Source organism: Alishewanella longhuensis, assembly GCF_014653435.1.
In the GTDB taxonomy this organism is placed as follows: Bacteria; Pseudomonadota; Gammaproteobacteria; order Enterobacterales; family Alteromonadaceae; genus Alishewanella; species Alishewanella longhuensis.
In genome coordinates this window covers 83,873-105,505 of sequence record NZ_BNAO01000004.1, presented here as the reverse complement: position 1 = coordinate 105,505, position 21,633 = coordinate 83,873, and the positions used below count along the sequence as shown (strand labels likewise).

The following is a 21,633-nucleotide window of genomic DNA, read 5'->3' as shown; positions in this document are numbered from 1 at the left end:
TGCAGCCTAATACCAACAGGGTGCTAAAGCACAGTAATCACTAAGCACGTAACTGTGTTAGCAGGTGTTTCTGTTCTAAAAAGCGCTGCACCTGCAATCGCACTTGCTTCGGAGAATGGCAACAGAGAACCTCAGGTAACAATAACTCTAAATCTGCTAACTCAACCCGGCGCAATAACCATTTTATCTTTGCTAGGTTGCTGCTGTTCATACTAAAGCGGCGAAAGCCCATAGCTGCAAGTAATAGCACACCGGCAGGCTCCCCGCCGAGCTCACCACAAATACTAATAGGAAACTGCAACGCCTTGGCTTGCTGACCCAGCTGATATAAAGCTCTTAGCACAGCTGGATGTAGCGCATCGTATAAATTCGCTACCCTGGCATTGTTACGATCAACGGCCAGTAAGTATTGAGTTAAATCATTAGTACCTACCGAACAAAAATCGACTTTGGCGGCTAACTCGGGCAATAAATATAACACCGAGGGGACTTCAATCATTACACCGATTTTAGGTTTCGGTAAACTCACACCAAGTTCATCACTCACTTCAAAACAAGCTTGTCTAATCAAACGAATAGCTTCATCAACTTCTGCCAGATCAGACACCATAGGCAGCAGAATATGTAAATTCTGATGTTCGATATTCGCCCGCACCATAGCACGAATTTGTACCAGAAAAATTTCCGGGTGATCTAATGTTAAACGAATACCACGCCAACCTAGAAACGGATTCTCTTCAATGATACTAAAATAAGGTAAAGCTTTATCGCCACCAACATCCAGAGTGCGCATGACAACGGTCTTCTCCGGGTAGCCAGCTAACACTTTTTCGTACAATTCTACTTGTTCTTGCTCGGTAGGAAACTGGTTGCGGATAATAAAAGGGAATTCGGTCCGATATAAACCGACACCATCTGTAAACTGCGCATTAGTATATTCTAACTCTATTGCCAGACCAGAATTAACCATAAATTTAAAGCGCTCGCCACATTGTGATTGTGACGGTAAACCAATTTCCTGCTGATAGCGGGCGTTAAGCGCCACATCTTCACTAATCAGCCGCTGGTATTCAGCGCAAATTGCCTCCGACGGTGACAGTAAGATATGACCTTGATAGCCATCAACAATTACTCGCTGCTCGTGCCAATGCAGTAGTGGTAGCTCACTGACCCCCATCACCGCTGGGATGCCCAGCGCCCTGGCCATGATAGCCGCGTGCGAGTTCACAGAACCCCGCAATGACACTACTGCAATTAATTGCTCGCGCGGTACTTCGGCCAACATCGTTGCCGTCACCTCATCAGCAACTAGTACCACTTTTTCTGGTAACTTGGCGCGACGTTGCTCGGTATCCAATAAATGGTTTAATACTCGCTGCCCCAGATCACGAATATCTAAACCGCGTTCGCGCAGGTAAGGATCATCCATATCGTCAAATTGCCGGGCAAAACGCTCTACTACGCGTTTCAAAGCACTTTTAGCGCACCAGCCGTCTGCTATCTGCTCTTCTATCTCCCGGCCCAGGCTAGCGGCGTCTAATAACTGATGATAGACGTCAAAAATGGCCAAGGCATCTGCAGGCAAGTGGCTAGACATACGCTCAGCCAAACGATTAAATTCAGCTTTTGTGATTTTTACTGCACGATAAAACAGCGCGAGTTCCTTTTCCGGATCATCCGAGCGCTTTAACGAAATGGCATCAAAATCACTGGCGGGCTCTGTTACATAGGCTTCACCAATCGCCATGCCTGGCGAACCGGGTAAGCCCTGCAATTGGGTGGCTTGCTGCACTGCGGTGGAACTGCGGCTGGCAGCATCACGCATTTCCGCATTTGCCAGCACCGAGGCTAATTGCACCCCTAATGTCACTAAAAAAGATTCTTCGTCTTCACTAAATACCCGCTCAGCGGACTGCTGAATGGTTAATACACCCAACACTTTACGATGATGAATAATAGGACAGCCCAAAAAAGCAGAAAAATTATCTTCGCTTACTTCAGGGGTGACTTTAAAGCGGGGATGAAGATGCGCTTGCGCCAGGTTAATAGGCTCTTCCCTTTGCCCAACCCAACCAATCAGTCCTTCAGAGAAACCAATAGCAACCTGCCCTACAGCTTCTTCATTTAAACCGTCAGTTGCCATTAGCATAAAATGCTGTTGCTGGTAATCGGCTAAATAAACAGAACAACACTCTGTCGCCAGCGCATGCTTAACGCTACTAACTAAGCCAGAAAGAGCTTTGTTAAGTATCGGCTCTTGCGCCACATCCTGAACAATACGCCTTAACTGGCCTAGCATAGTAACTCCATTGATCTTAATGGCATTGTCCTCACTACTTATTGCCAAGGAATCAATGACCTGGTTTTAAGTAGTCTGGATATTTCTCTTACGTTTTACGTTTATTCGTAATGTCCCGACGGACAAACGGCAAAGCGACCGGAGCGAATTCTTTCATGACCTTGCGATAGACCTCTCGTTTAAAAGAAACCACCTGTCGAACCGGATACCAATAACTGACCCAACGCCAGTTATCAAATTCCGGATGACTGGTTTTCGCCAGATTAACATCCTCTTCCCGGCAGGTCAGACGCAGTAAAAACCATTTCTGCTTCTGCCCGATACACACAGGGTTACTGTCTTTGCGGATCAACCGTTTCGGCAGTTTATAACGTAACCAATGCTTGGTCGTCGCTATAATCTCTACATCCTCTGGTCTTAAGCCGACTTCTTCATGTAGTTCCCGAAACATCGCTTCTTCGGGTGTTTCACCGTCATCAATGCCGCCCTGTGGATATTGCCAGGAATGTTGGCCATATCTTTTCGCCCAAAACACCTGTCCATGGGTGTTACAAATCACTATGCCGACATTGGGCCGGAAACCCTCGGCATCGATCACACAAACCTCAAGCGACTTAAACTCTGCTATATTAAGGATTCTTTCACAAAGTCGTGCTCTCAGCAAACGGTATTTTTCAGATAAGCCACACAACTTATCCACAGATGAACGACAAAGCAGCAAGTTAATGTGCACTTCTTCACAGCTCCTGTGTATAAAGCTGTTATTAAGCATAAGTTAATCACTTAATAACTCTCTCACTCAGAATAACTCCTTCTAAGTTCGTGACGTTTTTTCTTTATATTTCATAGCATTGCCTAAAATAAACCAGTGAGAAACTATTAAGCCGCATGTGCATAAGTTAGTTTGCTGCGTTTTTAAGCAGCCAGCGGAGCGAAAAAATGCTAGGGTAATCTTAATCTTGGTTAAAGGTTAGCATTATGTCCGCTGCCCCACGCTCCACTGCCGAATTACTCAACACTTGTCAACAAATAGCTGGCTTAACACTCGGCCAATTAGCGGCCAGTTTGCAACTTGAGGTCCCTGTTAACTTACAACGGGACAAAGGGTGGGTTGGGCAACTGATGGAGCAAGCATTGGGCGCCAGTGCTGGTTCGCAGGCGTTACCTGATTTTCCACAGCTAGGTATCGAACTAAAAACCTTGCCAATTGACCAGCTAGGTAAACCACTGGAAAGTACTTACGTTTGTATAGCGCCATTAACCGGTGTCACCGGGCAGCTTTGGCAGGATTCTTGGGTATGCCGCAAGCTAAGCCATGTGTTGTGGCTACCTATTTTGGCTGAACGACAAATACCGCTTAAAGATCGGATTATCGGTCAGGGATTTTTATGGCGGCCAAATCCAACACAACATGCGTTATTGCAACAAGATTGGGAAGAGTTAATGGAGCTGATTAGTTTAGGTGGCATCGCAAATATTCGAGGGGCTCACGGTAAAGTATTGCAGTTGCGCCCAAAAGGGGCTGACAGCAAAGCTTTAACTAAGGCAGTAGGGGCGGAGGGAGAGCCTATCCAAACCTTGCCCCGGGGGTTTTATTTAAAAAGTCATTTTACCCAAGCTATCTTGCAGCAGCAATTCTCGTTAACGCACGGGTAACTCAAATTTACTAAACATCCGATCAACTTCTTCCTGGCTGCGTAGCGCATTAGCTTTCTCAACCACGTCACGGGTTAAATGCGGTGCAAAACGTTCAATAAACTCATACATATAAGTGCGTAAAAACGCCCCTTTCCGGTAACCAATTTTGGTAGTAGAGGCCTCAAACAAATGACCTGCATCAATCATCATCAAGTCCTGATCTAACACCGGATCAATCGCCATAGAGGCGATAACGCCAACGCCAAGCCCCAATCTGACGTAGGTTTTAATGACATCCGCGTCAGTGGCCGTAAAAACAATGTGCGGCTCTAAGTTCTTGGCTGAAAATGCCCGGTCAAGCTCTGAACGCCCTGTAAAACCAAATACATAGGTTACTATTGGAAAACGAGCGATATCTTCTACCATCACCTGATGTTGCAGTTGTGCCAAGGGATGATCCTTACGCACAATAATACTGCGGTTCCAGTGATAACAGGGCAACATGACTAAATCGCTATATAAATGCAACGCCTCTGTAGCAATAGCAAAGTCAGCATCTCCGCGAGACGCGGCCTCAGAGATCTGCTGCGGCGTGCCTTGATGCATATGCAATGAGACTTTCGGGAACTTTTGCATAAAGCTGCTTATGACTGGCGGCAATGCATAACGCGCCTGGGTGTGAGTGGTGGCGATATTCAGTTTGCCTTGATCTGGCAAAGTATGCTCTTTGGCAATGGCTTTAATATTTTCGACTTTCGCCAAAATTTGCTGAGCTATTTCTATCACTTCACGCCCGGCGGGCGTAACATGTGTCAAATGTTTGCCGCTACGACCAAACACCTGAATACCTAACTCATCTTCCAGCATCCGCACTTGCTTACTAATACCTGGCTGGGAGGTATATAAACTCTCAGCGGTAGATGACACATTCAGGTTATGATTCATCACTTCTACAATATAGCGCAGCTGCTGTAATTTCATTATTCGGCGTCCTTCATGCTTTACCTGCAAATATACCGTAGTTCCTAAATATTCCAATAACTTTTTGTGCCAGCGTTATTTATAACAAAATGTTTTAGCAAAAAGTCGCGTCACATTTACAAATAACACGTGGATTATGGTGTGAATTTTGCTAGTCTGATTAATGATTTTACCAAAAACTATATAATGTTGAACGCAGTTAAGTTGGTAACAAGCCGTTTTTAAGATTAAGATATAAACAATAGAAAAAGAAAAAAAGAGGTATAAATGGTCTTACCCCTAATCATCGCGCTTATCATAGCACTGGTGATTATTGCAATTACAGTGAATGTAGTGCAACAACATCGTGAGCGTATGCAAGCACTAAAACGTGCTGAATTTACCAAGCTGCGCCATGCTCTGGAAGAATCGGAGGAAATTCTTTTTAATGCAGCAAATGTACCTTTATCAGCAGGTCTTTCCATAATGCTGCTAAAACGTATCTCTTACCTTCTAAAAGCGATGGTTGAGTTAGAACCTGGCCAACGCGACTTAAAACACCGGCTTGAAGAGACTGAAGCTCGGATCTCAGAACTCAATAAATCGACTGAAGCTATTGCAGATAATGTAGGTTTGCCAGATAACGATCAGCAACTGTTAGCGATGATGAAAGGCATCAAAAAGCTCCGTAACATGCTAAGAGCAGAACATGCCAGAGGTAATGTTGATACTCAGCTGGTGATTGATGAAGATCGTAGGTTAGATTTGTTACAGCTAAGAATCAGCGTAGAGAGCCAGATTAAAAGAGCCAAAAGTGCTCGCTCAAACGGTATGCTGGGTTCCGCCAGACAATATTTTGAAAAAGCCCTTGCCTATCTAAATGGTACTAGTCATCAAAATGACTATGTCAGTAGCCGCATCTCTGAAGCCAGAATGGCACTTGAAGAAATTACGCTGGAGCTAAAACAAGGCAATGCGAAAGATATCGAAAAACGCGGTGAAAAAGATAATAAAGATATTGATGAGTTATTTGCACCAAAACGAAAATGGTAGTACCAGCTGGTTAACCTATTAAAGCGGATAGTTATCTCACACTATCCGCCGCATCAAACACCAGTTATTTACTTGTCGGTTACCACCCAGCGCCCTTGTTCATACCAGGCTGACCAGCCGGTAGCTTTACCGTCTTTTTCAGTCATCACGTATTGCTGCTTGGTTTTACGGCTCCAGCGCACAATAGTAGGATTACCCGCCGGATCAGCAACAGGCGCATCCGCCAAATAATAAAACTTCGGTGATAATAGTTCACGATAACGTTTTAACTCACTGACCAGCGGTGCCCGGGTTTCCCGCGATTTAGGGAAAGTAGCCGCCGCCAAAAATAAGCCTGCAGCACCATCACGAAGCACAAAATAGGTATCTGATTTTTCGCACTTCAGCTCAGGTAAATGTACCGGGTCTTCTTTTGGTGGTGCGGCTTCCCCGCTGCGTAGTAGCTTACGGGTATTTTTACAATCACTGTTGGTACAGCCAAAGTACTTACCAAAGCGCCCCGATTTTAACTGCATCTGCGCACCGCATTTATCGCATTCAATTTCCGGGCCTTCATAGCCTTTTAACTTAAAGCTACCCTCTTCCACCGAGTAACCATCACACTGCGGGTTATTGCCGCAAACATGCAACTTACGATGCTCATCAATCAGATAGCTGTCCATAGCGGTACCGCACTTGCTACAGCGTTTTTTATGGCGTAAAACTTCAGTTTCCAGCTCTTCATCGGCAACATTAACAGCCTCTTCGCCAGACACCAAATTCATGGTTGTAGTACAACGTTCTTTCGGTGGCAGGTTATAGCCGGAACAGCCAAGGAATACGCCGGTAGATGCGGTTCTAATACCCATTTGTCGGCCACAGGTAGGACAGGCGATATCCGTTAAAACGAATTGGTTAACGCGCATACCACCTTGTTCTGGTTCCAATTCTGCGGTTTTTAACTTACCACTAAAGCCCTGATAGAATTGATCCAATTCTTTACGCCAGCTTAGCTGCCCTTTGGCGATATCATCCAGCTTAAGTTCCATATTGGCGGTAAAGTCATAGTTCATCAAATCATCAAAATTCTCTACCAGGCGGTCGGTAACAATTTCGCCCATTTTCTCAGCATAGAACCGTTTGTTTTCAACCCGCACATAGCCGCGCTCTTGAATGGTCGAAATAATAGCCGCATAGGTTGAGGGGCGTCCTATACCGCGTTTTTCTAACTCTTTCACCAAACTGGCTTCGCTAAAACGCGCCGGCGGCTTAGTGAAGTGCTGAGCGGCTGTTAAGTCTTGCAGTTTTAGCGGCTCACCAGCTTTTACGTCAGGTAATTCATTTTCCTCATCGCCTTTGCGTTTAATGGCCGGTTGCACCTTAGTCCAACCATCAAAGCGCAATACGCGTCCTTTAGCTTTTAATTCATAATCGGCAGCGGCTACAGTGATATTCGTCACATCATACAGCGCAGGTGGCATTTGACAGGCTACAAACTGGCGCCAAATAAGCTCGTACAGCTTACGGGCGTCTTGCTCCATATCGCCAAGGTCTGAGGCTAATACCGTTACATCTGACGGGCGCACCGCTTCGTGCGCTTCTTGCGCATTCGCTTTACTGCCATAGCTTAGTGGTTCAGCAGGCAAGTAAGCCTGACCAAATTTTGTGGCAATATAATCGCGGCAATTTGCCACGGCTTCAGCACTTAAATTAGTCGAGTCGGTACGCATATAGGTGATGTGACCAGCCTCGTATAAGCGTTGTGCCAACATCATGGTTTTCTTTACCCCATAGCCCAAACGAGTACTGGCCGCTTGCTGTAAGGTAGAGGTTATAAAAGGCGCTTGCGGCTTACTACTGCTAGGCTTATCTTCCCGCTCGACGACTTTGTATTCAGCGGCTTTTAGCGCAGCCAGGGCGTTATCTGCCTCAGCTTTGTTTATCGGGTTGAAGGTTTTGCCTAAATATTTTTGTACCGCTAGCTGCAATGGCTGCTTCGTCTGCGTTAGCGTATCGGCATCAATAGTCCAGTATTCTTCTGGTACAAAGGCTTTTATTTCGCGCTCACGCTCTACCACCAGCCTTACCGCAACTGACTGCACCCGGCCAGCAGACAAACCACGAGCAACTTTTTTCCAAAGCAAGGGCGATACCATAAAGCCCACTACCCGGTCTAAAAAACGGCGCGCTTGCTGGGCATCAACTTGATCCAGATTTAATTGGCCTGGCTCATGGAAAGCCTGAGTAATAGCATTTTTGGTGATTTCGTTAAACACTACCCGCTTAAACTTAGCGTCATCGCCGCCAATAATTTCGCGTAAGTGCCAGGCAATGGCCTCTCCTTCACGGTCTAAGTCCGTTGCCAGATAAACGGTGTCCGCTTTTTCTGCCAGTGCCTTTAGTTCTTTTACGACTTTTTCTTTGCCAGGTAGAATTTCGTATCGGGCTTTCCAACCGTTGGCAGGGTCAATACCCATGCGATCAACCAAGGCTTGATATTCTTTTTGCTCTTTGCTGAGCGTTTTATCTGCAGTTTTGGTTTTATCTTTGGTACTGCTCGTTGGCAGATCCCGGATATGCCCAACACTGGATTTGACGATAAAGTCGTTACCCAGATATTTATTGATGGTTTTTGCTTTTGCCGGTGATTCGACTATTACCAGTGATTTCGCCATTTTTAACCCAAAGATCCCTTAATCCAACGCTATCAGTTTAGCGCCCTTTTTAAACGTATATCCGCAAACCGCAGTTGTGACAAGAGCATAAGTTGATTATTATGCCTTTTGGCCTGCTTTTTCGTTGAGTTTGGCCAATCACTACTCAAAAAAATGAAGCATAACATCTCGCGGCCGGAAAAATAACAAAAACAGTGTCGCAACAGATAAGGATAATATAAATGAAAGCTTATGAAGCAAATTTCGACGGCTTAGTTGGCCCAACACACAACTATGCAGGTTTGTCGCTAGGTAACGTTGCCTCGCTAAACAATGCCCGTAATCATTCAAGCCCAAAGCAAGCCGCTAAGCAAGGTTTGCAGAAAATGAAAGCGCTGCACGATCTTGGTATGGTACAAGGCGTGCTGGCACCACAAGAAAGACCCGATATTAGTGCTTTACGCCGCCTGGGCTTTACTGGTTCAGACGCAGAAGTGATGCAAAGTGCCGCCAGCAAAGCGCCAGAGATTTATCGAGCGGTCTGCTCTGCGTCCAGTATGTGGACAGCAAACGCGGCTACGGTATCACCCAGTGCTGATGCGGCAGATGGTAGGGTGCATTTCACCCCGGCAAACTTAACCAATAAGTATCACCGCTCATTAGAACCCAGTACCACCGGGCGAATTCTACAGGCCATGTTTGCCAATAATCAGTATTTTGCGCACCATCAGCACCTGCCTGATAACGATCATTTTGGTGACGAGGGCGCTGCTAATCATACGAGACTTTGCAGCGACTATGCGAAAAATGGCGTAGAACTCTTCGTATATGGTCGCTATGCCTTTGATAGCAGCAAGCCGGCACCACAGCGCTTTCCCGCGCGCCAAACGCTGGAAGCGAGTCAGGCTATTGCCAGGTTACACGGTTTAACAGAGAGCAATACCGTGTTCTTACAACAAAACCCTGCGGTGATTGATCAAGGTGTTTTTCACAATGATGTTATTGCCGTAGGCAATAGAAATGTCTTGTTTTTTCATGAGCACGCATTTTTAAACAAGCAACAAGGCTTGCAGGAAATTCAACGCAAATTTGGTGACGCCTCGCCACTACATTTTATTGAAGTTGCGGATAAACAAGTGTCGGTAGCGGATGCCATCAGCACCTATTTATTTAACACTCAATTGATCAATTTACCTAATGACGACATGGTGATTATTGCACCTACCGAATGTCAGGAACATGCTGGTGTCTATCGCTACCTAACAGAGTTATGTCAGCAGAACACCCCTATAAAAGAAGTGAAATACTTCGATGTAAAACAAAGTATGCAAAATGGTGGCGGACCAGCCTGTTTACGTTTACGGGTAGTACTAAATGAGCAAGAGCGTGCCGCGGTTAACCCTGCGGTGTTAATGAGCGAACAGTTATTTGTCACTCTTAACAATTGGGTAGACAAGCATTATCGTGACAGATTAACAGAAGCAGATTTAGCCGATCCGCAGCTGTTGATTGAATCGCGCACAGCCTTGGACGAATTAACACAGATCATGCAGCTAGGGTCTGTTTATAGTTTTCAACGCTAGTATTTAGAAGATGAGTTAACAGCTGTTTAATGCTCTAAACTCTGCAAAAGAAAAACCCCTGAGCTGGCTCAGGGGTTTTTATATGTTTCAGAGCACGCTACCTTAACTAACGGTCATCAGAGACAGGTACTGACAACGAGCTCACTAAGCCTGATGGACTCGTTACGCTAATCAACAGGAAACCATCAGATCTATTATTGCCCTCACCAGCTGGCTCACGTGTAACAGCAAAGAATAGGCTTACAGGTACACGGCTTGTAGTGTTAGGGAATACAAAGCTATTAGTACCAACCAGCACTCCGTTGTCTAAACTTACCAAAACCTCAGTTCCAACTGGCATTGGGTTGTTATAGATATCCGATATGAACAATCTTAGTGACGCATTGGCAGCACCAGTTGCAGAGTCAAGGTCGATAGATGTCACTTCACACATCTTCCGGCTAGTGGCATCAGTTTGAACTTCGAGCGCCTCCGGGCTAGTCGGATCGCTGTTCACTCGAACCGGGACTGCGGTGATACCCGTAATTGCAGAGCAATCCGCTGCATAAGTGACGAGCCTGAAGTAAGCCTCATCACCTGACATTACGATTTCCTGGTTCTGGAAGATATGCAGTAACTCGCGTGAGCAAAGCCCTGCTGCTTCATCCTCTTCACGACACAGTAAACCATTGTATAAACCGTTGGCGACATCAAAGGAGCCATTGCTATTAAAATCAATAAACTCTTCAAACTCATCACCCTTTGAATTGGCTGGATTGCAAGGATCCGAAGGATCCGCACAACTCTTACCGCCATAGATACCATCTTCATTATGGTCAGTAAAAGCCTCGGTTAAATCATAGGAAGCGTAGAATTCACCGAAATCAAAGCGCCCGTTACCATTTAGATCTGAGAATGATTCCTGACCTACAGCGTAGGCAGTGATCGTTGCCCGGCCGCCCAATGGTCTATCAATTGACAGATCATTTTGCACGATACCAAACGGACAAGGACGACCGCCATCACATTTGGCGAGAATACTATTGGCATAATTCTCAGCAGTAAAAGGCCGTGGATTCTGGCTACGCCATTTCACAGCACAACGACCGTTTTCTGTGATACATCTTGGCTCAATAGAACCACCTTCAGCGATAAAATTCACCGCAGTGCCATCTGGTACTGGATTATTGAAGTGGTCAGCCAAGAATACCGTGACATCAACCTCACTACCATCAAAGTCCAATGCATGCACATTAAAGGCTGAACGTGACAGAGAGAAGCTATTTTGATCTGCCAAGCCGGTACTGACCGACATCACATCGGAAGGTGCAGTCACCAAAACCGTTGCACCTGAAATAGTTTGTTCGCTGCGAGCGATAACCCGAATTGGCGTTGGCACAAATCCAGAACGAACTATAGTTTGCACAGTACCATCGATATTAGTAAAGCCTGCTGCTTGTGCCAACTCGATACCGCCGACACTAGTACTTAAACTAAATTCGACTTCTCTGCCGGCAACCGGATTCCCGTTTGCATCAACTAGGCGGAATCTGACAACAGAGGTCTCAGTACGATCTGCACCACCGGTACCTTTTAGCGCAATAACCGGTGCAGAAACGTCCAGGAATTCAATTGAACCCAAGGCTGCTTCGGAGACTGCAACAGTTACGAAGCCACTTACAGTATTACCGCCGGTGATCACGGTAGCAGTTATCAAATCTGAACCCACGCAGCCAGCAGCCCGATAAGTAGAACGTGCAATACCACCTATACTGGTAACTGCCTCATCAATCACAGCTAACCCAGCCTGCACACAGCCAGAAGTAAACTCGACACCCAATGGCGGCATATATGGAGCACCATTACGAGAGATGTCAACCGTAATAAGCGCGGTGGATCCTGCTGCCAGCGTTTGATTAGCAGCGAGACTAGAACTCACAACGATTTCAACATCTACGGCACCGATTTCAAAGGCTTTAGTTCTACTAGCATTAACGACGCTAACAGTGACTTCACCGGCACCGACATCGCGTCCGGCAACCAGATCTAACAAGGCAACACCATTACTGTCTGTAATAGCTGTCCCCGTTCTAGGGCTGATCGTGCCAAGAGTCGTAACCGCAGAAACCAAGGTTTGTTCAATTGGTGTATTGGATCCTTGGCGGGTTACCTCTATAAACAGAATGCCTGGCTGTTCTGCAGAAATGCTGGTTGTTTCAGTACATAACGCCGGGTTACGTAATGTTCTAAAATCGGCAGGACAGTTAGTTAATAATCTGAAGTTAACTGCAGCATTTATCTGATTCGGATCAACTTCATCACCACGGGTATAGAAGCCAATCAATTCAGAAACACCTTCAAACTGCGCCGTTATATTACCGGCACCTTCTGCAGTGCCTGCAGCCAAGGTGATACGTGCTTCACCCAGATTATTAGTGAGAGCAGTCCCCACAGCAGGACGCAGATTACCCAATGTCGTAGAGAAACTAACGACTTTACCAACGACAAGCTGCCCATCTTTATCACTAACTGTCGCAACAATCTGGCCAGGACTACTTGCACTCACCTCACTGGTGTCATTGTTTGTAGCAGCGGAGATCAGTCGAAGGTCAATACTGAAATCGGGTGATGTACCAAGTGGTGGCGCATCACCGGCATTTTGGAAAGCAAAAGGTTCACTAGACAAAACTACACCCGCATCGGTAGTAAAGGTTGCAATAACCTCCCCTGCCCCTGGAACGCTGCCAGTGCGTAAATCTACATACGCAATACCAGTTTGATCCGTCATCGCCCGGCCACTGGTTGGGTTGATGACACCGCTAAATTGCGCCTGCACAGTCACAAGTTTATATGCCGCCGCTACACCACCTTGGGTTAGTGTCACTTTGACTTTGCGCGGATTAGCATTGTCTACATCGCGTACTTCATTGTTGTCAATAATATTGTCGACAACTTGAGCTGTAATAATAGTTTCTGCCGACTGATCGCCAGTAGATTCAAACACATAGGGTAGTGAAACTACGGTTTCGTTAGCCGCCTCGTAAGTCGCAGTAACCATTCCTGCCCCTGGAACAGCACCAGCAAACAATCTGATCACCGCCAAACCGTTGTCATCTGTACGAGCAGTACCAATTGAAGGAATGAGTTCCCCCACCTCATTTGCAAGTTCAAAAGTGATTAACTGATTAGAAAGAACAATACCATCAAAGGTTAATACAGCTCTCAGTTCGCCTTGATTATCTTTGCTTACGCTTCTAGACAGACCACCGTTACCATCGCGCATCTCCAACGTCAAAAGGTACTGACTAATGATCTCATTACCCTGCGTTCTGAAACTAATATTTTGCTCCACTCCCTGATAACGCGCGGTCACCGTACCAGCACCTTCAATGGTACCGGCGGTAAGACGAATGCGCGCCTCACCCTGAGAATTGGTCAGTGCAGTACCAAACGCCGGTTGAATGCGTCCTAAGGTGCTGCTGAAATTAACCACCTGATTTACCATTGGTGCACCAGCTTTATCCAGCACTGTCGCCATAACTACACCCGGTGTTGCTTGCGAGATCTCGTTAATCACCGTCCCAGCGGTATCTGTGAGCACCAGATTAATTGTAAAGTCTGGATCCGTTCCCGGCACGGGTGTATCACCTGCAGAGGTAAAGGCAAACGCATTGGAAACAATGTCAGCACCTTCACTGTTGGTAAACTGCGCAACCGCTTCACCGGCTCCGGTTATAAACCCTGCGCGTAAATCTATCCGGGCAATACCATCAGCATCTGTCATTGCCCGGCCACTGGTCGGATTCACTTCACCAGCACCGGATACGGTAAACGTTACGACACGGAACGGCGCTGGCACGCCATTTTCGGTCACGAGAGCTTGCAAGCTCCCAGGAGAAGCATAGGAAACATGCCGTACCAGCTGACCTGACGCATCTAACAAACTCAAGCTTATTCCTGCTACGACCCGATCGTCTCCCAAAGAATCAAACACAAAAGGCAGTGCAGAAACATTCCCGTTTGCAGTAACTGCAATAGCATTAATCTGACCCGCACCAGCCGTTTGCCCAGCTAATAAACTAACCTCAGCTACACCTTGCTCGTCAGTCCTTGCAGTGCCGCTGACAGGTGAAATCTGTCCAATTTCAGAACTCAACGAAAACGTTACCAATTGGTTAGGAACAACATTTCCATTGCGGGTAAGAACTGCAGTTACAACGCCAGGCTGTAATCTAGAAACCGAGCGTATATCACTACCACTGTTATCCTTTAACGCCAATGTCAATAAAAACGGGCTAATCACCTCGTCCCCTGCAGACACAAAGCCTAGCCCCTGTGTCACGCCTTCATATCTGGCTTCAACACGTCCGGCTCCAGCAATAGTGCCTGCAGTAATAGTAATTGATGCTTCACCATTGGCATTCGTCAAAGCGGTACCAAAAGCAGGCTGTATACGTCCGAGAGTAGAATTAAAAGATACAACTCCATTCGTAACGGGTTGTCCAACACTATTTCTAACGAGTGCCGTAATAACGCCTGGTGTTGCATTAGACACCTGATTAATGGTATTTCCAGCCTGATCCTTCATGTTTAGAGAAATAGTAAATGCCATTTGATCTCCCTGGACAGGCGTATCACCAGCAGTCGTAAATACATATGGCGCAGCGGTTACTGTTTGATTTGATGTTGGAGCAAAAACTGCTGTTAAGGTGCCAGCCCCCGCTTCCGAGCCAGCGATCAAATCAACCCGGGCAATACCGTTGACATCGGTCATGGCTGTACCATTTTGAGGGTTCAGTATACCTAACGAGCCCAGCTGAAAATTAATCAATTGAAACGCAGCGGGCTCGTCATCGATTATTAGTCTCGCCTCTGCGATGGCAGGGGCGAAATGAGAAACTTCTCGTGTTGCAGTTCCATCATGCTTTAATAACCGAACAGAAAGCTCCGCTGCTAAACCGCCAGAGACGATTGCATCGAACACAAATGGGGTTGAGGTAATAACTTGGCTACTCGATACTTCAAACCTGGCAATAACTTGAGCAGAACCCGACTGCCCACCAGCTTGAAGTTGTATTTCGGCAATACCGTTTTGATTCGTCCTTGCTGACCCGTCGGAAGGAGAAAACAAACCAACGCTACCGTCTAAAGAGAAACGTATTAGCTGATTTGCATATGGTTGACCGTTTCTACGCAATGTCGCTCTGAGTTTGCCTGGTTCTGCAGTAGTAATTTGGCGAACTTCCTCCCCGTTTGCGTTTAATAGAGTAAGACTTAGGGTGTAATTATCTGGAGTTGTCGATCCCCCGTTATTACCACCGCTCTCTAGTGTTCCCCCGCCACCACATGCAGTCAAAGCTAAACTGAAGAATCCAATCAGAAAGTGCTGGATTAATCGCATGAAAACTCTCCCTAGCGTTTTTATATATAATTATACTAATTCTGTATCTTAAACCATTAATTATCCAGCTGGCACAGCTAAATTAAAAAAAATTATTATCATACTGCCCTCTTAGCGAACAAACTGATACTCTTGGGACCTTGGAATAGCTCTGAATACTATTATTTATGACCACATCGAATAAAAAACTTAGCCTAACCTTACGTATTGTTATTGGTATGACCGCAGGTATCGCGGTGGGATTTTTCTTTCAAATGCTGCTGGCCGGCGCAGATGAGCGCCATTTATCCTTACTGGGTTTAAGCATTCCGCTAAAAGCCTTTTTTGTTGATGGCATCTTCCATGTCGGTGGTGAGATTTTTATTGCCAGCTTACGAATGCTGGTGGTGCCGCTCGTTTTTGTTTCGCTAGTTTGTGGTACCTGCTCGCTGTCTGATACCTCTAAACTGGGCCGCTTAGGTGGTAAATCGATTGGCCTCTACCTAATTACCACCGCTATCGCTATTAGCTTTGCCATCGCCGCCGCCCTATTGATCGGGCCGGGCGTCGGTGTTGATATGCAAAGCGATGCAACTTACGACGTGAGCTCTGCACCGACCTTAGCGCAGGTGTTTATTAATATCTTCCCAAATAACCCTATCCAATCCATGGCATCAGGCAATATGCTGCAAATTATTGTGTTTGCCGTATTATTTGGTTTAGCTGTTGCTTTATCCGGTAAAACCGGTGAGCGCATCGCCGCGATGTTTAGCGATTTTAATGAGGTTATTATGAAGTTAGTGACCTTATTAATGAACCTGGCGCCTTATGGGGTGTTCTTTTTAATGGCAAAACTCTTCACTACGTTAGGTTTTACCACTATTGCCAGCTTATTAAAGTACTTTTTAGTTGTGCTTACGGTATTGATAATACACGGCCTGGTCGTTTACCCGGTGTTGTTAAAAGCACTCAGCGGTTTAAACCCCATTATCTTTCTGAAAAAAATGCGGGATGCCGCGCTATTTGGTTTTAGTACCTCAAGTAGTAATGCCACCTTACCCGTTACTATGGAAACCGTTAACAAAAAACTCGGTGTCAATAACAGCATTAGCTCGTTCACCGTCCCGTTAGGTGCGACCATTAATATGGATGGCACTGCTATTATGCAGGGTGTTGCAACCGTGTTTATTGCTCAGGTATTTGGGGTTGATCTGACCTTAACCGATTTTCTGATGGTTATTCTTACCGCAACCCTTGCCTCTATTGGCACAGCAGGTGTACCGGGCGTGGGTTTAATTATGCTGGCCATGGTATTACAACAAGTTGGTTTGCCAGTAGAAGGCATCGCACTGATTATTGGCGTCGATCGCTTACTGGATATGACCAGAACTGCTGTCAATATTACAGGCGATGCCATGGTTTCCTGTGTTGTGGCGAAAAGCGAAGGGGAGTTAGATATTGATATCTACAATAATCCACGCGCCGGCGAGAAAGATGAAACCATTGATTTTCATCATTTAAAAGACCAAACCTAAGCTGTTGTTCAGTAGAGCACACCTAAGAACATCAACAGGCCTGCACTAAACGCAGGCCTGTTTTATCACGCTAAGTAAGCAGAAAACTTTATCTAGAACCAGCGCTTATCTTGCAGCCGCTGCCATAGAGTAGCAGCAATATTCGCACTACTTTGCCCAAGCTTCTCCGCTAAGCCTTTTTTAAGCTGATAACGCACAAATAGTACTTTTCTATCCTTAACGGCAGACTGTAAATAATCATCGCTGGTGGTTAGCTCATCAACCAATTTTAAGGTTAACGCCTGATAGCCAAACCAATGCTCACCGGTTGCTACCTGGGTTAAATCTAATTGTGGTCTTTGCTGGCTCACAAAGTCTTTAAATAAAATATGGGTCTCTTCCAACTCCTGCTGGAATTTTTGCCGGCCTTTATCAGTATTTTCACCAAACAAGGTGACTGTACGTTTAAACTCGCCAGCGGTAAATTGTTCAAAATCGACATCGTTTTTCTTCAGTAATTTATGAAAATTCGGCAGCTGCGCGATCACTCCAATAGAACCAATAATAGCAAAAGGGGCAGCCAGTAATTTATTCGCCACGCAAGCCATCATATAGCCACCACTGGCAGCGACTTTATCTACCGCAATAGTCAGCGGGATTTTTTGCTGTTTAAAACGGTTTAACTGCGATGCAGCCAGACCATAACCATGCACTACGCCACCACCACTTTCTAACTTTAACAGTACTTCATCTTCTGGGTTAGCGACCGCAAGAATAGCACTGACCTCCTCTCGCAGCGCCTCGGTTTCTCTGGCATCCATACTGCCGGTGAATTCAAGCACAAAAAGCTTTCCGGCTACCTCATCATCTTTAACAGCGCTTTGTTGTTTATGCCATTTTTTATAACTTTTTTTGTCGAGCAAATGCTGCTGCAGTAGTGCCTGGGCCTCTTGATAATTTTCAGTCAAATCAGTGATGGTTAGCTGCCCCTTTGGTTGCCGGCCTCGCATCGCACTGGCCGCTATTAGGGTAATAATTATTGCTAACGCGATAACAACGGTAACGACTTTGGCTAAAAACAAGCCATATTCATACAAAAAAGCCACAGGTATTCTCCTCTACGAAAGCACGTATTTTCCTGGCAGGTTGCGCTAAAAGCAACAGCCCGGCGCAGAAGCAACCGGGCTGTGTATTTTGTTACGTTACATAAACAAAGCGTAATTAATTACTAGCAAGTACCGCTGGGTTCTGCACGCCTATCTGAGTGCCACGACTTAAGAAGAAAGTTGCAGTTTGAAATTGCATTTCCCCCGTTGCCGCAGCACTGCTTTGTGGGCTTAAGATAGAACCATGATCGCCAGCGTTAAAGCGCGCAATCGCATTGCCTTCTAACATCATGCCCGGTGCCTGAACAGCTTCGGCCCCTAATAACCGAGCCAATGGCTCGGTACCTGCTAAGGCCATTCTACCTTGTGCCAGCGCAGCAAGTGGGTTAAAGAACCCGTTTGGAATAACCTGGTCGGGGAGGTTTTCTGCGCCATTTCCTACAACTTCAATCATATAAGTTGGTGTGCCGGTGGCAACTAACAACTGTGCATAATTGTTCGGATCACCACTGTCTGTTACTGTTTGAGCAGCAAAAGCAAACTGCGTTAAGGTTGCGTTGATTCTGGCTTGTTGGGCCGTATTACCCGTTTGCGCCAAGCTTTGTAGATACTGATTTACTGTTGGGGCGGCACAAGCCGGCCAGGTTGCGGCGGTGGCAGCGGTTGGCGCACCACAACCGGTATTGGTGGCAATATAGGTCACAAAGTGACTGGTTAGCTCTCCACCTGCGCCTAGCATCACGCTTGCTTTAATTAACGGCCCGAATGAAGGCGAATCTAATAAGAAGTTGGCCACTGCCCCGCCTGGCATAGCCAGTACAGCCGTTTCCACTTTAAATGCCGCATCTAGCATGGCATTACCTGTCGGGTTATTTGCCAATGCCACCATGCTCGTGCCCGTAATACCGCCCAGCGAGTGTCCTAAAAACTGCACACGGCTACGATCAATAGTAACGCCCGTCAGGCTATTTAAAGCGAAACGCAATGCCAACATGTCCGCGATGCTTTGCCGTAAATTGTCGCGCGTGACCAATAAATTGCCCAAGTTCATATAGTCAGTTGCGGAGTTTGTTGAGGCATTAAAAGTAAGAGTACGATCTGGCGTTTCTTGGGTAAAACCGCGCGCACCATGCAATGGATGATCAATGGCGATAGTGGCAAAACCTTGTGAAGCCAAAGTACCGCTAATGGCTAACATACTCTCTTTAGATGAGGTAATACCATGCTGTAATATAACTACCGGCCAACCACTCTCTGGCATTGGAATGACATTAGCGTCTGGCACTGTCATTTGCACCACCACCGTTTGATAGCTGTTAATTTTCGGGATCGTATTAAATTTAGTGAGGTGTCTGGCAGTATCAAAGCCCAGATCTCGTAATGCTCCGCCACTTACGGCCTGACAAAAACCATCATTTTCTGATACCGGTGTTTCTGGTTTCAGGCTTGGTGGCAACGCCGCAATAATGGCGCCACTATCACAACGCGCCATCCAACGGGTATTTAATGGTGCAGCAACATTTTCAGCAGACGGTGTCCCCAGGAAATAGGGCAAACGTAAACTGCCTTGATATAAACGGGTGATCTGAAATGCAGGAGAATTAGCAAAAGCAGGGTTTAACTGCGATACGGTAAGCCCAGTGTTCTGCACCGTTAATTGCCCGGGAGCATAACCTGTTGGTGTTGGTGAAGCCATCAGCATCTTCAGGTTTGCTAAAACCGCACCGGTAGACTGCGTGGTAATAGCAGCAGTATAAATAATATTATCTTTGGCTAAACCACCGTCACGCACCAAGGTATTTTCAAAGCTGTTAATTACAGCCTGTAAACCGCGCTGTGCATCAGTTGCCAGCGGCTTAGTCGCTAAATCCTGTTTTACCAGCTCATAAGTCGTAGAAGGCTTTATTGCCGCACCAGTGCTATCTTTTATATTGTTCGTTAACGCCAGCAAATAGGTTGTTGCGGCTTCCAACGGTTTTAATGGGATAACAGCAACACTTGTGCCGCTGCCTGCGGAAACAAAATCGACGCCATATTGTAATTCGGCCACAATTTTACAGGCCATGCCTCGTGGTACTGAGCGACATTCGGTGGCAGGTGATGCGGGATCGCCCATTACGGCTTTAAACAAGCGCACAGAACCCGGAGCCCGGGCTGAATCCATATTTAAACTAACATTCGCCGGGAAGTTTAAAGCAATAGCAAATGGATTTTGTGTGGACCAACCATCTAACGCACCTAAAGCAACCTGAGGATTGGTATAATCTGGCGCGGCGCCGCTGTCTAGTGTAAGGGTGCCGTCAGTGGTACCTTGGAACAACAAATCGTTAGGAACTGAAACTGCACCAGCAGTGGGATCAAAAATAACCCGTGCACTAGGCACAACGGTGCCACCCGGTTGCGCCGCGTCTTGTTTAATATCATCGAGTGAATCACCACAGCCGGTTAAACCTAAGGCTACGGCGACAGCAATACTGATTGCCAGCTTATTCATATCTTCTCCCCTGTCCATCACTGGTATTTTTTTATTGCAAAGCAAAATGTTGCTTTGCTTATTTAGAAACTGAGTGGCTGCTCTGTTTAACAGCTACGACCAGTTAAACTTAACTCAAAGTTTTATAAATCGCTAGAGTAAAAACACAGATATCGTGAAGAAAGGTGCAAAAGGGCATTTTTCGGCGTATGCTGTCGCCGATTTTTTCATAGAGGTTACGCCAATGCACGCACCGCAAAACTATACTGCGCCAGCAGGCGCACTGGAAAATAAAGTTATCTTAGTTACAGGTGCCGGCGACGGTATCGGCAAAGTAGCAGCGCTAACTTATGCTAAATTTGGCGCCACTGTTATTTTACTGGGTAAAACAACCAACAAACTGACCGCGGTATACGATGAGATCGTTGCTGCAGGTCATCCGGAACCTGCCATAGTGCCGCTGGATTTAAAAGGTGCGACCAAAAAACATTATCAGGACATGGCGGCGACTATTCAGGCTGAATTTGGCCGCTTAGATGGCGTACTGCACAACGCAGGGCTATTAGGGGTACTTACGCCCTTTGAACATATCGATTTGCCAACCTGGCAAGATATTATGCAAGTGAATGTTACCGGCCCAATGCTGCTTAGCCAGGCACTGTTACCGCTATTAAAGCAGAACAAAAATGCCGCTATGATCTTTACTTCGTCTGGTGTCGGCCGCAAGGGACGAGCCTTTTGGGGTCCTTACGCGGTATCAAAGTTTGCCACTGAGGGCTTAATGGAGATTATTGCCGATGAGTATGATAATACTGGTGTACGGGTAAATTGCATTAACCCTGGCGCTACCCGAACCAGCATGCGTGCTAAAGCTTATCCTGGCGAAGATCCACAGACCTTAAAAACGCCCGCTGATTTAATGTGGCTTTATCTGTATTTGATGAGTGACGACAGTATTGGTATTACAGGCCAATCCTTAGATGCTCAAGCTAAATAAATAATAAACCCGGCCGAG

General features: G+C 46.2%; 12 protein-coding genes. 5 read left to right on the top strand and 7 right to left on the bottom strand.

Annotated features, from left to right (window positions below):
* Nucleotides 1-40: 40 nt before the first annotated feature.
* Together ptsP and rppH are read right to left on the bottom strand one after the other, a co-directional pair.
* Nucleotides 41-2,299: a phosphoenolpyruvate--protein phosphotransferase gene (ptsP, locus tag IE163_RS09520; protein ID WP_189432590.1), complete on the bottom strand. Its 2,259-nt coding sequence runs from the start codon at nt 2,297-2,299 to the stop codon at nt 41-43.
* 88 nt (nt 2,300-2,387) lie between these two features.
* The gene (rppH, locus tag IE163_RS09515) at nt 2,388-2,897 is read right to left on the bottom strand and encodes an RNA pyrophosphohydrolase (protein WP_189432995.1); all 510 of its coding nucleotides are present in this window, start codon (nt 2,895-2,897) and stop codon (nt 2,388-2,390) included.
* Between the two features lie 380 nt (nt 2,898-3,277).
* On the opposite strand from rppH, the gene mutH reads away from it, so the two are divergent.
* Nucleotides 3,278-3,955, top strand: a complete 678-nt coding sequence (gene mutH / locus IE163_RS09510; protein WP_189432588.1) for a DNA mismatch repair endonuclease MutH — start codon at nt 3,278-3,280, stop codon at nt 3,953-3,955.
* Here mutH and cysB read toward each other — a convergent pair.
* Complete coding sequence (gene cysB / locus IE163_RS09505) at nt 3,941-4,918, bottom strand: HTH-type transcriptional regulator CysB (protein ID WP_189432586.1); 978 nt, start codon at nt 4,916-4,918, stop codon at nt 3,941-3,943. The genes mutH and cysB overlap by 15 nt on opposite strands.
* A 267-nt stretch (nt 4,919-5,185) precedes the next feature.
* On the opposite strand from cysB, the gene IE163_RS09500 reads away from it, so the two are divergent.
* Nucleotides 5,186-5,950, top strand: a complete 765-nt coding sequence (locus IE163_RS09500) for a hypothetical protein (protein WP_189432584.1) — start codon at nt 5,186-5,188, stop codon at nt 5,948-5,950.
* Nucleotides 5,951-6,018: 68 nt separating this feature from the next.
* Here IE163_RS09500 and topA read toward each other — a convergent pair whose 3' ends face one another.
* Entirely contained in the window at nt 6,019-8,604 is a 2,586-nt protein-coding gene (gene topA / locus IE163_RS09495) for a type I DNA topoisomerase (protein WP_189432582.1), read from the bottom strand.
* A gap of 221 nt (nt 8,605-8,825) precedes the next feature.
* Between topA and astB the strand changes: the two genes are divergently transcribed.
* Entirely contained in the window at nt 8,826-10,166 is a 1,341-nt protein-coding gene (gene astB, locus IE163_RS09490) for an N-succinylarginine dihydrolase (RefSeq protein WP_189432580.1), read from the top strand.
* A gap of 106 nt (nt 10,167-10,272) precedes the next feature.
* Here astB and IE163_RS09485 read toward each other — a convergent pair whose 3' ends face one another.
* On the bottom strand, nt 10,273-15,546 hold the full coding sequence (locus IE163_RS09485) for an Ig domain-containing protein (protein WP_229833509.1): 5,274 nt from the start codon (nt 15,544-15,546) through the stop codon (nt 10,273-10,275).
* A gap of 167 nt (nt 15,547-15,713) precedes the next feature.
* Here IE163_RS09485 and IE163_RS09475 point away from each other — a divergent pair, with 167 nt between their 5' ends.
* Entirely contained in the window at nt 15,714-17,060 is a 1,347-nt protein-coding gene (locus tag IE163_RS09475) for a dicarboxylate/amino acid:cation symporter (protein ID WP_189432574.1), read from the top strand.
* Between the two features lie 92 nt (nt 17,061-17,152).
* Here IE163_RS09475 and sohB read toward each other — a convergent pair whose 3' ends face one another.
* Nucleotides 17,153-18,145: a protease SohB gene (sohB, locus tag IE163_RS09470; protein WP_189432572.1), complete on the bottom strand. Its 993-nt coding sequence runs from the start codon at nt 18,143-18,145 to the stop codon at nt 17,153-17,155.
* A 115-nt stretch (nt 18,146-18,260) separates the two neighbouring features.
* Complete coding sequence (locus IE163_RS09465; RefSeq protein WP_189432570.1) at nt 18,261-20,639, bottom strand: VolA/Pla-1 family phospholipase; 2,379 nt, start codon at nt 20,637-20,639, stop codon at nt 18,261-18,263.
* A 223-nt stretch (nt 20,640-20,862) separates the two neighbouring features.
* Here IE163_RS09465 and IE163_RS09460 point away from each other — a divergent pair, with 223 nt between their 5' ends.
* Entirely contained in the window at nt 20,863-21,615 is a 753-nt protein-coding gene (locus IE163_RS09460) for a YciK family oxidoreductase (RefSeq protein WP_189432568.1), read from the top strand.
* The last annotated feature ends 18 nt before the right edge of the window (nt 21,616-21,633 follow it).

Bases quoted from the DNA above. Each gene is read 5' to 3' on its own strand.
- ptsP (WP_189432590.1), bottom strand. From the start codon at position 2,299: ATGCTAGGCCAGTTAAGGCGTATTGTTCAGGATGTGGCGCAAGAGCCG.
- mutH (WP_189432588.1), top strand. From the start codon at position 3,278: ATGTCCGCTGCCCCACGCTCCACTGCCGAATTACTCAACACTTGTCAA.
- cysB (WP_189432586.1), bottom strand. From the start codon at position 4,918: ATGAAATTACAGCAGCTGCGCTATATTGTAGAAGTGATGAATCATAAC.
- IE163_RS09500 (WP_189432584.1), top strand. From the start codon at position 5,186: ATGGTCTTACCCCTAATCATCGCGCTTATCATAGCACTGGTGATTATT.
- topA (WP_189432582.1), bottom strand. From the start codon at position 8,604: ATGGCGAAATCACTGGTAATAGTCGAATCACCGGCAAAAGCAAAAACC.
- astB (WP_189432580.1), top strand. From the start codon at position 8,826: ATGAAAGCTTATGAAGCAAATTTCGACGGCTTAGTTGGCCCAACACAC.
- IE163_RS09485 (WP_229833509.1), bottom strand. From the start codon at position 15,546: ATGCGATTAATCCAGCACTTTCTGATTGGATTCTTCAGTTTAGCTTTG.
- IE163_RS09475 (WP_189432574.1), top strand. From the start codon at position 15,714: ATGACCACATCGAATAAAAAACTTAGCCTAACCTTACGTATTGTTATT.
- IE163_RS09465 (WP_189432570.1), bottom strand. From the start codon at position 20,639: ATGAATAAGCTGGCAATCAGTATTGCTGTCGCCGTAGCCTTAGGTTTA.
- IE163_RS09460 (WP_189432568.1), top strand. From the start codon at position 20,863: ATGCACGCACCGCAAAACTATACTGCGCCAGCAGGCGCACTGGAAAAT.